Source organism: Bremerella cremea (assembly GCF_039541315.1).
Taxonomy (GTDB): domain Bacteria; phylum Planctomycetota; class Planctomycetia; order Pirellulales; family Pirellulaceae; genus Bremerella; species Bremerella cremea.
In genome coordinates this window covers 173,794-186,882 of the sequence record NZ_BAABFZ010000005.1, presented here as the reverse complement: position 1 = coordinate 186,882, position 13,089 = coordinate 173,794, and the positions used below count along the sequence as shown (strand labels likewise).

General features: G+C 55.4%; 11 protein-coding genes. 10 read left to right on the top strand and 1 reads right to left on the bottom strand.

Annotated elements, in window-relative coordinates:
- Nucleotides 1–238 precede the first annotated feature (238 nt).
- The 10 genes from ABD890_RS17870 to ABD890_RS17825 all read left to right on the top strand — a co-directional run bounded on the left by ABD890_RS17870 (nucleotide 239) and on the right by ABD890_RS17825 (nucleotide 12,679).
- The gene (locus tag ABD890_RS17870; RefSeq protein WP_345092836.1) at nucleotides 239–3,403 is read left to right on the top strand and encodes a DUF6797 domain-containing protein; all 3,165 of its coding nucleotides are present in this window, start codon (nucleotides 239–241) and stop codon (nucleotides 3,401–3,403) included.
- 258 nt (nucleotides 3,404–3,661) lie between these two features.
- Nucleotides 3,662–4,612: a hypothetical protein gene (locus ABD890_RS17865; RefSeq protein WP_345092834.1), complete on the top strand. Its 951-nt coding sequence runs from the start codon at nucleotides 3,662–3,664 to the stop codon at nucleotides 4,610–4,612.
- A 125-nt stretch (nucleotides 4,613–4,737) separates the two neighbouring features.
- On the top strand, nucleotides 4,738–5,514 hold the full coding sequence (locus ABD890_RS17860; protein WP_345092831.1) for a class I SAM-dependent methyltransferase: 777 nt from the start codon (nucleotides 4,738–4,740) through the stop codon (nucleotides 5,512–5,514).
- Nucleotides 5,515–6,003: 489 nt separating this feature from the next.
- Nucleotides 6,004–7,083 (top strand): CpaE/TadZ family protein, encoded by a 1,080-nt coding sequence (locus ABD890_RS17855; protein ID WP_345092828.1) that lies wholly within the window; start codon nucleotides 6,004–6,006, stop codon nucleotides 7,081–7,083.
- Complete coding sequence (locus tag ABD890_RS17850) at nucleotides 7,061–8,332, top strand: TadA family conjugal transfer-associated ATPase (protein WP_345092825.1); 1,272 nt, start codon at nucleotides 7,061–7,063, stop codon at nucleotides 8,330–8,332. Before ABD890_RS17855 ends, ABD890_RS17850 begins: the two co-directional genes overlap by 23 nt.
- 40 nt (nucleotides 8,333–8,372) lie before the next feature.
- Nucleotides 8,373–9,332, top strand: a complete 960-nt coding sequence (locus ABD890_RS17845) for a type II secretion system F family protein (RefSeq protein WP_345092822.1) — start codon at nucleotides 8,373–8,375, stop codon at nucleotides 9,330–9,332.
- A 20-nt stretch (nucleotides 9,333–9,352) separates the two neighbouring features.
- Nucleotides 9,353–10,324: a type II secretion system F family protein gene (locus tag ABD890_RS17840; protein WP_345092819.1), complete on the top strand. Its 972-nt coding sequence runs from the start codon at nucleotides 9,353–9,355 to the stop codon at nucleotides 10,322–10,324.
- A complete protein-coding gene (locus tag ABD890_RS17835; RefSeq protein ID WP_345092816.1) occupies nucleotides 10,321–10,731 on the top strand; it encodes a TadE/TadG family type IV pilus assembly protein in 411 nt (136 codons plus the stop codon). The genes ABD890_RS17840 and ABD890_RS17835 overlap by 4 nt, the downstream gene beginning before the upstream one ends.
- Nucleotides 10,728–11,177 (top strand): TadE/TadG family type IV pilus assembly protein, encoded by a 450-nt coding sequence (locus tag ABD890_RS17830; protein ID WP_345092813.1) that lies wholly within the window; start codon nucleotides 10,728–10,730, stop codon nucleotides 11,175–11,177. Before ABD890_RS17835 ends, ABD890_RS17830 begins: the two co-directional genes overlap by 4 nt.
- An 11-nt stretch (nucleotides 11,178–11,188) precedes the next feature.
- Entirely contained in the window at nucleotides 11,189–12,679 is a 1,491-nt protein-coding gene (locus ABD890_RS17825) for a pilus assembly protein TadG-related protein (protein WP_345092809.1), read from the top strand.
- A 31-nt stretch (nucleotides 12,680–12,710) separates the two neighbouring features.
- Here ABD890_RS17825 and ABD890_RS17820 read toward each other — a convergent pair whose 3' ends face one another.
- On the bottom strand, nucleotides 12,711–12,998 hold the full coding sequence (locus ABD890_RS17820) for a DUF983 domain-containing protein (RefSeq protein WP_345092806.1): 288 nt from the start codon (nucleotides 12,996–12,998) through the stop codon (nucleotides 12,711–12,713).
- Between the last annotated feature and the right edge of the window lie 91 nt (nucleotides 12,999–13,089).

Here is a 13,089-nt window from a genome sequence, read left to right as displayed (position 1 = left end):
GGTGGGAGGGGCGAATCGTCGACTAGCTCGACTAAACTGGGGGTAGGAATAATCTAGATCGATTCTCCCTCGGGCTCAAACGTAACATCAAGAATCGTGGTCGAATCGACGTCGTCCCCTCAGAAATTCACTGATTTATGGTCAACGCATCATTCGTGATCGTGTAAATTACGGTCTCCAGCCGTTTCGCTCCTTCACCCGCCTTCATTGCCCCATCTTGTTGCCAATGCTGAAGCTTATGCCTGCTGCTCGTCGTCGATCGCTCCTTCGCCTGATGCTAGTTGTTGCTCTGGTCGCCATTGGCATCCCACGATCATTGGCAGACGAGTCCGCTACGGCAACGGCCTCGTCCGAGGAGTTTTGTGAACCGATCGGACCATTGGTCGTCGGAATGCCGATTCCGGAAACCTACGACGAGAAGTTGGTTGCCTCGGTGCTCGCATCGGCGGAATTTCATGGTAGCGTCGATCAAGGAATTCATACGTTCCGCTCCGCGAAGTTCGCCTGCTTATCGTGTCACGAAATCGGCGGCGCTGGCGGCAAGATCGGTCCGAGCCTGAGCGATGTTGGCAAGCGACTCTCTCCGGAGCAGATTGTCGAAGCGGTCTACTGGCCAGGTCAAACCGTGCATGCGGACTACAAGACTTGGCTCGTTCAAATGAGCGACGGTCAGGTGCTCAAAGGTTACAAGCGAGAAGCGAAGCCGGGCGAGGTCGCGCTGTACGATCCCGCGACGCAGCAGACCCACATTCTGTCGGAAGACGACATCGAAGACGAACGCGCGACCGGGACGCTAATGCCGGTGGGTCTGGCCAACAGCATGAGTGACAGCCAACGCCGCGACTTGATCTACTTTCTCACAGGGCTGGGAAAAAAGGATCAGTGGCTGACTCGCTACCAGAACTTCGACAAACCCACCGAGTTTGTTTACGAGCGAACTCCGCTAGATCCGGTCGCATGGAGTTTGTGGCAAGAGCCAGTGAATCGTGATCGCATCTATGACTTTTATCGGAAAGAAGCGGAACACTTCCGCGTTCAGGCGAACGTTCCGCATTTGCTGCCAGCGTTCCCTGGCCTCGATGGTGGTAATCAGGGGCATTGGGGAAATCAGAAGGAAGCGACCTGGCGTGATGGTCGCTGGAGCGAGCAAGACAAGACGCCAGTGCTCGCGGGGGTGACGCACTTGCCCGGTGGAACCGTTAACAAAGGAATCTGTCTGCAGCTTGGCGATCAGGGAGAGCTATCGACCTGTTTCAATCCTGAAACGCTGAAGTACGAAGCGATCTGGAAAGGTGGTTTCGTCAAGTTCTCGGCCGTGCGACATGGTTTCATGGACGGTCTGCGACCCGATGGCGAGCTTCAGGCACTTCCCAAGCAAGAGTCACCCGGCCAGCCGTTTGAATACCATGGCTACTACCGGATTGGACCGCGTGTTGTGTTTGCGTATCGGATTGGCGATACCGAGTACCTCGATTCGCCCTGGGTGAACGCGAAGGGAGAGTTTCAACGCGATCTCGAGATCGCCAGCAAGCATCCACTCGCCAAGGCGAGCCAGAATCCGCCAACGCAGTGGCCAGAACGACTGGTGACGGAAGGCAACCTCGGACAGGGAGACGCAGCGTATGTCGTCGATACGATCAAGTTGCCGTTCGATAACCCTTACGGCGCCTTAATGTTTGTCAGTGGCCACGATTTCCTGGCCGATGGGACCGCGGTGCTTTCGACGATGACCGGCGACGTGTGGCTTGTTTCAGGCTTGGACAGCACGCTGAAGGAAGTCCGATGGAAACAGTTTGCTGCCGGTTTGCATCAACCACTGGGGGTTGTGGTTTCGGACGACGATATCTACGTGCTTGGTCGCGATCAAATTACTCGTCTGGTCGATTTAAATGGCGATCAGGAGGCAGATTTCTACGAGTGCTTCTCGAATGTGTTCGCTACCTCACCAGGCGGACACGATTACACGTGTGGGCTCGCACGCGATGAAGAGGGTAACTTCTACACTGCTTCGGGCAAGCAGGGTGTGATTCGCATTTCCGCGGATGGAAAGAAAGTCAACGTGCTGGCGACCGGGTTCCGGAATCCTGATGGCATCGGTTTGTGCGACGATGGCAAGTTGACCGTTCCTTGTAGTGAAGGAGACTGGACGCCTGCGTCGATGATTTGTCTGATCGATCCCGAGTTGCCGGTGCCAGCATACTTTGGTTACCCTGGCCCTCGGAAAGGACAGCCCCCTGCGTTGCCGTTGGCTTATCTGCCGCGCGGTCTTGATAACAGTTCCGGCGGGCAGACAACTGTGAACGACAAGCGGTTCGGCCCTCTCAACGGTCAGATCATTCACACGTCGTTCGGGCAAGGGGCCTATTTCCAGGTGCTGCGTGACGAAGTGAACGGCCAAGCCCAAGGGGCTGTGGTCCCGCTGCCGGGCGACTTTCGCTCAGGGGCGCATCGTGCCAAGGTGAATCCTGCGGACGGACAGCTTTACGTCAGCGGGATGGCGGGGTGGGGGAGCTACACGCCGGATGACGGCTGTTTTCATCGCGTGCGATACACCGGCAAGCCGATGCAAACGCCGGTTGGCTTTCATGTGCATGAAAATGGCGTGATGCTCGAATTCTCGCAGAAGATCAACGGCGAACACATTGGCCACCTGGCACGGCAGTTCGCTCAGGTCTGGAACTATCGCTATGGTCCTGGCTATGGATCGCCGGAACTAGCACCGAGTCACCCTGGTGTGGTTGGTCACGAATCACTGCGAATCACAGCGGTTCATTGGATCGATAACAAGAAGCTGTTTGTTGAAATGCCAGAGCTGCAATCAGTGAATCAATTGCATCTGGTGCTCGAAGTCGACAGGGGGTCGCTGCAAGAGCTGTTCATCACGGTACACGCATTAGATGCTCCGTACACGGACATCGCTGGATATCGACCCACCGGAAAAGTGATTGCTGCTCATCCGATGGAGTCTGACCTGGCGCTGTTGGGGAACAAGCCGACGAATCCTTGGCTCCAGAAACCAGAGAAGGGCACGCCGCAAGAACTGGCGATCGCCGCTGGGCCGAACTTGACGTTCTCGACCAAGACTTTAAAAGCCAAAGCTGGCGAACCGATCAAGCTGACCTTTACCAATCCTGACGTGGTGCCGCACAACTGGGTGTTGTTGAAGCCGGGAACGTTGGAAACGGTGGGGGACCTGGCGAACAAGTTTGTCGCGAATCCTTCGGCCGTATTGAAACAATACGTTCCAGAGTCGACCGATGTGTTGGCCTACACCGACATCGTTCCGCCGACAAAAGAGTTCTCGATCTACTTTCAGGCACCAACCGAACCAGGACATTACCCCTATCTGTGCACGTTCCCAGGTCACTGGATGGTGATGAACGGCGAGTTGATCGTCGAATAGCGTTGGAAAGAGAAAGGCCCAGTCGCTGACCGGCGAATGAAGGCCAACACTGGGAGCCTGTAGAGATACTATTCGGAAGCAAACTTGCTTCGGTGCGTCGAAAATCGTACAAACCCGATTCGACGCGAGCCGCTTACCATCTGAATGCTGGTAAGGAGCTTGTGGCATTCTGAGAGAGATCGATTACCGGACAGTCAGCGCGGCATGTTAGAATAAAGGCCAAGCTTTCGATCCTTCAACTTTCGTAAGAGACGGCAAATGATTTCCTTCGACTATCTTCCTCAGGGAATCAATGGCATGGCCAACGCCCACCAGGCCGGGACGATGGCTGGGCATCTCGGGGCCGCGGTCATTGCCGGCTATTTCTTCGGCGAAGATCAAAACGAACTTCCGGACGAAGTCTACCAAGGCGTCAGCCAAGAGCTTGATCGCGTGATCGCGGGTGAAGAAGCGATCTGGTTCAATGCCAAGCAGAAAGGGGTGACGCCGGCGGAGCTTTTCCGCAAGCTGCCTGCTGAAAAACCGCAGCCCGAGCAAATCTCTTCGATCGCCAAAGCATTGGAGAGCAACGTCGGGCAGACACGGCAGTCAGGGCACAACATCATCTTCGCTTCGATCGCAATCCGGGCCTTTCACGATCATCCCGAATTCGCGACCCCGTCGGCAATCACTGGCACACGGAAATTGATCGAAGGTTTTGGCAATGCGCACGCTGGCCGAGGCTATTACGGAAGCGAGAAAGGGTGGCAGATCGGAAATCAAGTCAAGCTGCCAGTCCCTTCTGAGGTGCCCGCGTATCGCGGGGTCCCTGACATGGTGAATGCGACCATCACGGAGCTGATCGAAACAGCCGGGATCAAACGCCAGGGCTTCGGTGGGCTGTGGCATCTAATTAATCACGCCGCGGCGATTACGGAATTAGATCGCTTCGGTTACAAGGCGTTGGCGACGAAGGCGCTTCCAGCCCATCATCATCACTTGCGACTGTTGCGTTCGCTTCCGGATGTCAAGCAAGAGCTGGGCGTGGTTATCAAATCGGACCACGACCCGCGCGAGCCCGCCTATTGGGAGGGGATGTTAAAGCGAGACGAAGCGCGGCTTACCCATCGCATCAAGACGCTCTATGGTTTCTTCACCTTGCGGCGGCATATCGAAAGTGACGCGATGCGGCAAAAAGCGGAAGACGCGCTGTTATATCTGATGGCATAATACCTGTCATTGACTACCCCATCGCTGTGGCGGCATTTTGGCTGTGGGGATATCGCCCTGGAGAATTGCATCTGCGATGATAGGGTGCGGTTCGTCGCTAAGAACTTCCTTTCAACGGAAACGCCATGGCTCCCCACGATCTACGTTCAACTGAGCGGTTCTCTAGTCGTGTCGACAACTACGTTCGCTTTCGGCCTGGGTATCCACAAGAAGTTCTCTCCGTTCTCCAACAAGAGATTGGCTTTGGAACCGATTGGATCGTCGCGGATGTCGGTTCAGGCACCGGAATCTCGGCCGGTCTATTTTTGAAGAACGGGAACGTGGTGATTGGGATCGAACCCAATCTCGAGATGCGATCTGCGGCAGAACAATTGCTGGAAGGGTTCCCGCGTTTTCAAAGTGTCACTGGGACTGCTGATAACACATCGCTCGGGAACCAAAGCGTCGACCTGATCGTCGTCGCCCAAGCCTTTCATTGGTTTGACCCCCTTGCGGCCCGGGCAGAGTTCTTACAGATCGTGAAACCGAACGGATGGGTAAGCTTGTTGTGGAATCTTCCGCGGCATTACGCCAGTCCGTTTCTCCAAGATTACCAGCAACTGCTGATCGATTACGGAATCGACTACTTGAAGGTCCGCGCGCTGACAAGCCAGGAGTCCGCCATTGAAGTACTCTATGGCGGAACCGAATTCAAAAAATTCGTCTTACAAAACGAACAGCAGTTTGATCTGGAATCGCTGCGCGGCAGGCTACTGTCCTCTTCCTATGCTCCAACCGAAGAGCATGCCAACCATCGGCCAATGCTCGAGAAGCTGGAGCAGCTCTTCGACCAACACCAAAACGATGGAGTTGTGCGGTTCGAATACGATACCGAGCTCTTTCTCGGGCAACTGAGTGCGTAAAGATCGTTACCACTCCTGGCAGGCTCTCGTCGGGCATTCTTTGCCGATGGGAATGATCCACAACACCAAGGTCACGCGAGGTTTGTGAGCGATTCGCCAGTGACGGCATTGCATAGCTAGCAGGAGCGTTGCTGATACGCGTGCGCGAAATGTGCAGGCAGGTTCTGAGCTGCGGTCATAAAACAGCCAACTGGCAAATTAAGATTTCCGCTATTGGTTATCTAAGGGAACTTAGAGCTACGGGATAATCGGTAAAGGCGGTACGTCTATCCCAGTTTTCACGATTCTACCCCCATGGTGTGTTGCGGTTTCCTTGCTAAGGAGTGGTGATCGCCACAGGCTTTATAAGCGGTTCGCGGATAACCGATGAGGCCGTGTGATCAGGCAACGCACGATTCGTTGAGGTTGGGGCACAACGCTATGAGAGCGGTGATTTTCGGACCGGAAAGCGTGGAAGATACGCTCGTGCCGGTCTTAACCAGACGGGGAATGTCCATCATCGACCGCGTCGATAAGGACCTTGCGGCGATTCGTTCTTACTTCGAACAGAGTCCTTCACAATGCGACCTCGTCCTGCTCGAATCGGGTGATGACCTGCAAGAGACACGCTCGGCGATCTGTGGTATCCAGATTCTGATCAGCAAGCCCATCATCATCTTTGGCGTCGCGCGTTCCGCCAGCGACGTGATTCAGTTCATTCGCAGCGGTGCGACCGACTTCGTTGAGATGTCTGGCGATTTCCTCCGAGATCTTGAAGACTCGATCACGCGACTCGTCGAATCGCAACAACGTCCGCCTCGCAGCTCCCAAATCATTAGCTTTGTGTCCGCTGTCGGAGGTGCAGGACAAACGGCCATTGCGACCAACTGTGCTGCACACTTCACCAAATCGAAGCATAAGAACACCGTCGTTGCCGATTTAAACCTCACCGGAGGCGACGTTTCGGACCATTTGGGAATTCGGCCGAGCCACTCGATCGCTGATTGCCCGCGCGAACTCGATGAAATCAGCTCGGCGACGCTGCTGCCATTGATCGAGAGCCACAAGTCGGGCCTCAAATTACTCGCCGGACCAGAGTTCCTCGGGACGCATTCGGTACTACCGGCGGAATCCGTTCGTTGCCTGGTCTCGGGGCTGGCAGAACTACATGAAGTGGTCGTGCTCGATGTCGAAGATTCGTTTCACAAAGAGCAGCAAGCAGCCCTGATGTGCTCGGATATTGTCGTGATTGTGACTCGCCTCGATTTCACCTCGCTGCTACGGACGAAGCGGCTGCTCGAACATTTTGAAGATAAACGCATCACCAACATTGCCGTGGTCGCGAATCGACTCGTTCCCAATGCTAGTTTGCCGCCGGACAAGGTTGAAACGGTCCTCAAACGTCCCCTGGCGGCGGTCATTCCCGATGAACCTGCCAGTGTTCTGAACGGGGTCAACATGGGAGAGCCTGCCGTGCTGGAGTTCCCGCGGTCCAAGTTCAGCAAAGCGATCGCCATGCTATGCGACAAACTCTCGGCGATGCCCCTCAATAAGTCGGAGATAGATCATGTTCCAGCAGAAGTCACCTGAGTTCGCCCGGCGGGCTTCCGACCCGAAAGAAAAGCGACAAGAGGAAAAGTCAGTCAAAGACCGCTTGCATCATCTGTTGATCGAGATGGTCGACGTCCGAGCGATGATGAGGTTGGATGAGGGCGTAGTTCGGAAGGAACTACGTACGGCAATCGAGAACCTCTTTCTTTCGCATCCCGATTTGATCCGTTATCGCGAGAAAGACCGGCTGACGCAAGAGTTGGTCGACGAGATGGTCGGCTTCGGACCCCTGGAGGAACTGCTCCGCGATACGACAATCTCTGACATTCTGATCAACGGTCCACGCCAGGTCTACGTCGAACGCAACGGCCAGATGGAAGAGACGTCGGTCACCTTCTCCGATAACGAAGAACTGGTCCGGATCATCCAGCGCATCGCCAATCGCGTGGGGCGAAGAATCGACGAGTCCTCGCCTTCGGTCGATGCCCGATTGCCAGATGGCAGTCGATTCAATGCAGTGATCTACCCGATCGCCCTCGATGGCGCGCTGGTGTCCATTCGCCGGTTCACTTCGCATGCCCTTACACCGCAGCAGTTCGTGGAAGGAGGGGGGATGTCCGAAGAAATGATGGTCTTCCTCCAGGCTGCTGTCCGAACGCGCTTGAACATGGTGATCGCCGGTGGGACCGGTAGCGGAAAGACGACGCTGCTGAACATGCTCTCGAGCTTTGTCTCGCCCAAAGAACGCATTGTCACGATTGAAGACTCGGCGGAACTCCGACTTCGACAACCTCACGTCGCCCGGATGGAGACCCGTTCTGAGAATTCGGAGGGGAAAGGCCGCGTCACGGCCCGCGATCTGGTTCGTAATGCTCTACGAATGCGACCTGACCGAATCATCGTCGGCGAATGTCGCGGTGACGAAGTATTCGACATGCTTCAAGCGATGAACACCGGTCACGATGGCAGCCTGACGACGATCCATGCCAACAGTGCCGAGGATGCGATCGGTCGCCTCGAGATGTTGTTGGGACTTGCCCAAGAGAACCTGCCAATGTGGTATATCCGCCAACAGGTGGCCGCGTCGATCGATGTGATTATTCATGTCAAACGCTTGGCCAGTGGCAAACGAAAAGTCACGCAGATCGGCCAAGTGGTCAAGGATGGCGATCAAATTCACTTGCAGCCTCTGTTCGTCTGCAAGTTCCCAGATGATGGCGGCTCGCCATTCTTTGAATCGTCCGATATTCCTTTCGAGTTAGTCAGCAAAATGAACTCGCGTTGCTAAGTAGCCCTGCTCGCAACCATGCCCCCGAGGTAATCGTGTCATGTCGCAGTCGTTCATCTTGATCAATACGTTTCTCGGCGTTTCGCTGGGGATTGTTGCCGTGGCATGGCTGCTGTTCGACGCATTCTGGCGAGTGAAGTCACGCGTCTCCGACCGTATCGAGGATGCGCTCAAGGAACGCAATCGCCCGGCGAGAACCAATTCGCACATTATCAAAGAGATGTCAAACCCGCTGGGTGCCGGCAAGAAGTCACTGGCCCGACGTAGCTTCGATCGAGCTCAGACCTGGCTCGATCAGGCGGCAACCGGCTTGAATGTGTGGCAGTTCCTGTTGCTGACGCTATTAGGGACAACAGTGGTGATGGCTTTGATGTGGTATGCGTTTGGTTGGGGAATTCCTCTGACGCTTGGCGTGCTGGCGATGTTGATAACGCCACCCCTAATTGTTTACTCGCGACGGAATGCTCGCAGCGAACAGATCTCCGCCCAATTGCCAGATGCCTTCTCAGCCATGAGCCGCGGCCTTCGTGCCGGGCAATCGGTGCCGGCGGTTGTGCAGATGATTGCTAACGATTTCCCCAGACCGTTGTCGGAGGAGTTCAATCACTTCTACGATCAGCAACATCTGGGCGTACCGCCTGAAGTCGCTTTGCGGGATATGGCCCGCCGCGTCAATGTGATGGAGCTTCGCATCTTCACCATTGCCTTGATTGTCCATCGCAGGGCAGGGGGGAACCTTGCCGAACTGCTCCAGAAACTGTCGGAGCTGGTTCGAAAACGGGTCAAGATGAAGCGACGCGTCAAATCGCTGACGGGCGAAGGGCGCATGCAGGCAATCGTTTTGATCGCGATGCCCCTGGTGGTAGTCATGATCATGTCATTGATCGCGCCGCAGTATGTGAGCGTGTTGTTGGAACGCCGCGACATCCTGGCGGGATGCCTGGTGTCGCAAGTGATTGGTGCCTTCTGCATCTATCGGATCGTCAATTTCTCGTATTAAACGGCAGAAGGGGCAAGGCGATGTTTGAATTCGAGTGGATGACCTGGTTGGTGATCGGAGCGGTGTTCCTGGGCGTGTTCTGCCTGGTGATCGTCGCATCGACGTTGATGACAACGATTCCCGACAAAGCGATTTCGCGAATGGACGGTCTGATCGACGATCGGGATCGTTCTCCTTCGCTGGGTGCCAGACTCTTCGGCCAGATTACGGCCAATGTTTCGACCGGAGATCTGATGCGTAGGCTGCTTCCGGACGATGAAACGCGTCGCACTCGGCTCACGCAGCGATTGGTCCAAGCGGGATACTATGAACCTGCCGCCCTCGGCTACTTCATGATGTTCAAAGTGATCATGATGGTGGTCCCGATTGTGATCGCGGTCCTGGCGACTTGGGTTCTTCCCTGGCCGTCGCACTGGACGCTGATGATCGGTGCTTTGCTCGGTTTCGTAGGGATGTTGGTCCCCGATATGTATCTGGCGAGCATTATTCGTCGACGACAACGGGTCTTCCGTCAGGCACTTCCTGACTTTGTCGATCTGGCGGTGACCTGCGTTGAAGGTGGGATGGGGCTCTCAGAGGCTGTGGCTCAAGTCCATGCCGAAATGCGTCAGACGCACCCACTGTTAGCCGTTGAGCTGGACTTTGTGCTACGCGATGTTCAACTGGGGCAGACGCTCGGTCAGGGCTTTCATCGAATGAGCGGACGAACGGGGATTGACGAGGCCCGGGCACTTTCGTCGTTTATCGATCAATCGCAGAGGTTTGGCTCAGAAATGGGTTCGGCGCTGCGAGAACTCTCGGACATGCTCCGATTTCAACGCGAACAGCGAGCCGAAGAACTGGCTCAACAAGCCTCGGTGAAGATCTTGATTCCAACGCTGCTGTTCATCTTCCCAGTGATCTTTGTCGTGTTGGCAGGCCCGGCCGCCCTTCAAATCCAGAAGTCGTTTCAAGAGATGCCAACTCAGGTCGAGAAACGAGGCCAGAAATGAACAGATATCGTCGATCGAAACGTGGTGTCGCTGCGACGGAACTGGCGATCTGTCTGCCATTGCTAATTGCGTGTGCCGTCTACTGCGTGCAATTGTCTCAGGCCTATCACCTAAAGGCAGTTGCCAACCAGGCCGCCTGGCGGGCAACCCGTTATGCAAGCACAACGCGTTTCAAAGAAGACGAACGGGACCAATGGATCGCCAGCGTTCAAAATGAAGCGATCGAAGAACTATCGCAGGTCGGTACGTTTAATCCTGATCAGTTGCAGATGGATATCGAAACGACGACGACCGATGAACGAATCGAAATTCAGTTGCAGCTGAATCTGACAATTGTGCCGCCGATTCGACTCACTTCGAGTGAATTCCATTTCCATCGCACACTCAAGGTCCGTCAATATCGATGAATACCTCGAATCCAATTCGTGACCATCGCCGCGGAGCGACACTCGTCGAAGGGGCGTTGGTGATGATGATCCTGTTCGTCACGCTGTTCGGGATCTTTGACTTTGGTTTAGCCGTCGTTCGGCAAAACATGCTCGACGAAGCCGCCTATCGACTGGCTCGGGCAGGGGCGATTCGCGGGGAAGACTCGCAGTTGGACCAGTGGGGGCCGGTGACGATCGAGTCAGTGCTGGGGGACGAACCTGACCTCCTCTCCGTGATTGGTCCGGCGAATTACCTGATCGATACACGCCTCGTTAATGTAAGGATGGCCTGGGAAGAGGGAATGGCGACAACCAATTCGGAGCTGACCGTGACGTTGCAATACAACCAGCCATTGCTGCTGGGCGGATTGTGGGGAGTCCCGTCGATTCCTTTGGCAAGCCGGGTTGTAGAGCGGATTGAATAGTGAGAAATGCCATGATTCATACAACGCGAAATGCAATACCGAGCGGTAAGATCCTGGTGCTGGTTGCCGTGATGCTACCAACGCTGATCACTTTTTTAATGCTCGTCCTTGATGGCAGTAATCTGACTTCGCAGTTTCGCGATGCCCAGCAAATTGCGGATACCGCCGCGCTTTCCGGGGCGGACGAAATGTTCTTCGGCGAGTCACCTTCTCAAATCGAACAAGTCGCCTACGACTATGCAACCGCCAATGTCAACTCGCCCTCGACTTCAGTCGAAGTCAATTGCCCGCCAACTGCGGGAATGTTCGCTGGTTCGACGCGGCATGTCGAAGTCATTTTGCGAGACGGCGTTCGGAATTCATTTGGCTCCACGCGATTGGGAAACGAACAAACGGCGATTAGTGCCCGAGCGGTCGCTGGGTTGAAGGCTGTAACCGACGATTCCGCGATAATCGTGCTGGACGACGATCCACCTCCCTTCGTGGTGATCCCGGTTCTACCGATCGTCCCTTCGTTGCCGGCCCTGGTGGGCGGACTCGAAGTGCTTGGCATCGGCCGCGTAACGGTCGATGGGGCCGTGATCGTGAATACCGACTGGGGAGGTGTCGATGAACATGGAGAGTTGGTCGGAGAGAATGGCCTGCCGCCGTATGGAATTGCCTGCATGCCGGTGCTGCCACTGTCGAAACTGTTGGCTCCCGATATTCGCACGGTTGGAGGTGTCGATCGGGTGAAGAACTATCAGCGATTCAATTCGCCCGAGAGCGAAGTGGTACTGCAAGCACGCCGCCGACCGGTGCCCGACCCGTTTCGAGAATTGCCAGTGCCAACCTTATCGGCTGACAGCCAAAATGTGAAAGCCGACTTCTACGGAGGCCGCACGATCGTGGGGCTGCCATTGATCGGTCCGCCCACGGTTCTGAAGCCAGGCGTCTACGATTGGATCACGATCATCTCAGGCAGAGTTGAGTTCGAACCGGGCGTCTATATCATCCGCAACCGGGACCCTGTTACGCAGATATCCTTGACGATGCTGGCTGGGGAAGTCGAAGCCGAAGGAGTAATGTTCTATATCACCAACAATCAAGGCTACTCACCCATTAGCGGCTCGCCCGATGCTTCCGATGAAGAGACACGCCCTGACAACGGCGGGTTGCTGGTGAATGTCGCTGGCTTGCTTCCGTCGACGGTTGTCAATATAGGGCTGCTGGGGAGCAAGATCACGCCGCTGGATGACCCCAGCAGTCCGTTCGACGGATTCGCGTTCTACCAGCGCCGCTTCGATCGGCGACCGATGGTGTTCGTCCAAGAGAATCTCTTGGGAAACGGAAACCTCGAGGGAAATATTTACTCGAAGTGGGGCCACGTCATCTTAGCGGGAAAGGGGGTGTTTGATGCTCGATTCGTAGTCGGAACGATGCGGCTAGTGGCACTTCTAGATATTGATATCCGCCCATCGGTGAAGCTGCCGCCTGCCTACGATGTTTACCTTGCTGAGTAGTTCCGCGCGGTGAAGAACTGGTTTTGCCTGACTAGTTCTTCACGCGCGGATCTAGGTATTCATCGAGACCCAACCAAAAGCTACGCGCCCACGGAAAGAACAGCAGGGGAAAGCCGATGGCAAAGAATGCTCCGATAACAAGTGTCAATTGATGGCTGATCACTTGCGTGAAGTACAGCAGCGGCATTGCGATTGCCGTGACAACCGTGGCGATCCCGCAGTTGAAATAGATCGAGCCAAGAAAGAAGCCTGATTCGCGTTCTACTTCGATTCCGCACTCAGGGCAATGCTGTGGCATCGTAAACCAACTTCGCCGCATGCTTCCCCGGCCACAGCAAGGGCAACGCAGACATAACGAACGCCAGAAGATTAACAGGAATCGCGACAATCGATTGTCTCTCGAAGGGAAC

Coding starts and splice junctions, on each gene's coding strand:
- ABD890_RS17850 (WP_345092825.1), top strand. CDS start 7,061: ATGTTCCAGCAGAAGTCACCTGAGTTCGCCCGGCGGGCTTCCGACCCG.
- ABD890_RS17870 (WP_345092836.1), top strand. CDS start 239: ATGCCTGCTGCTCGTCGTCGATCGCTCCTTCGCCTGATGCTAGTTGTT.
- ABD890_RS17830 (WP_345092813.1), top strand. CDS start 10,728: ATGAATACCTCGAATCCAATTCGTGACCATCGCCGCGGAGCGACACTC.
- ABD890_RS17845 (WP_345092822.1), top strand. CDS start 8,373: ATGTCGCAGTCGTTCATCTTGATCAATACGTTTCTCGGCGTTTCGCTG.
- ABD890_RS17825 (WP_345092809.1), top strand. CDS start 11,189: ATGATTCATACAACGCGAAATGCAATACCGAGCGGTAAGATCCTGGTG.
- ABD890_RS17855 (WP_345092828.1), top strand. CDS start 6,004: ATGTCCATCATCGACCGCGTCGATAAGGACCTTGCGGCGATTCGTTCT.
- ABD890_RS17860 (WP_345092831.1), top strand. CDS start 4,738: ATGGCTCCCCACGATCTACGTTCAACTGAGCGGTTCTCTAGTCGTGTC.
- ABD890_RS17840 (WP_345092819.1), top strand. CDS start 9,353: ATGTTTGAATTCGAGTGGATGACCTGGTTGGTGATCGGAGCGGTGTTC.
- ABD890_RS17865 (WP_345092834.1), top strand. CDS start 3,662: ATGATTTCCTTCGACTATCTTCCTCAGGGAATCAATGGCATGGCCAAC.
- ABD890_RS17835 (WP_345092816.1), top strand. CDS start 10,321: ATGAACAGATATCGTCGATCGAAACGTGGTGTCGCTGCGACGGAACTG.
- ABD890_RS17820 (WP_345092806.1), bottom strand. CDS start 12,998: ATGCGGCGAAGTTGGTTTACGATGCCACAGCATTGCCCTGAGTGCGGA.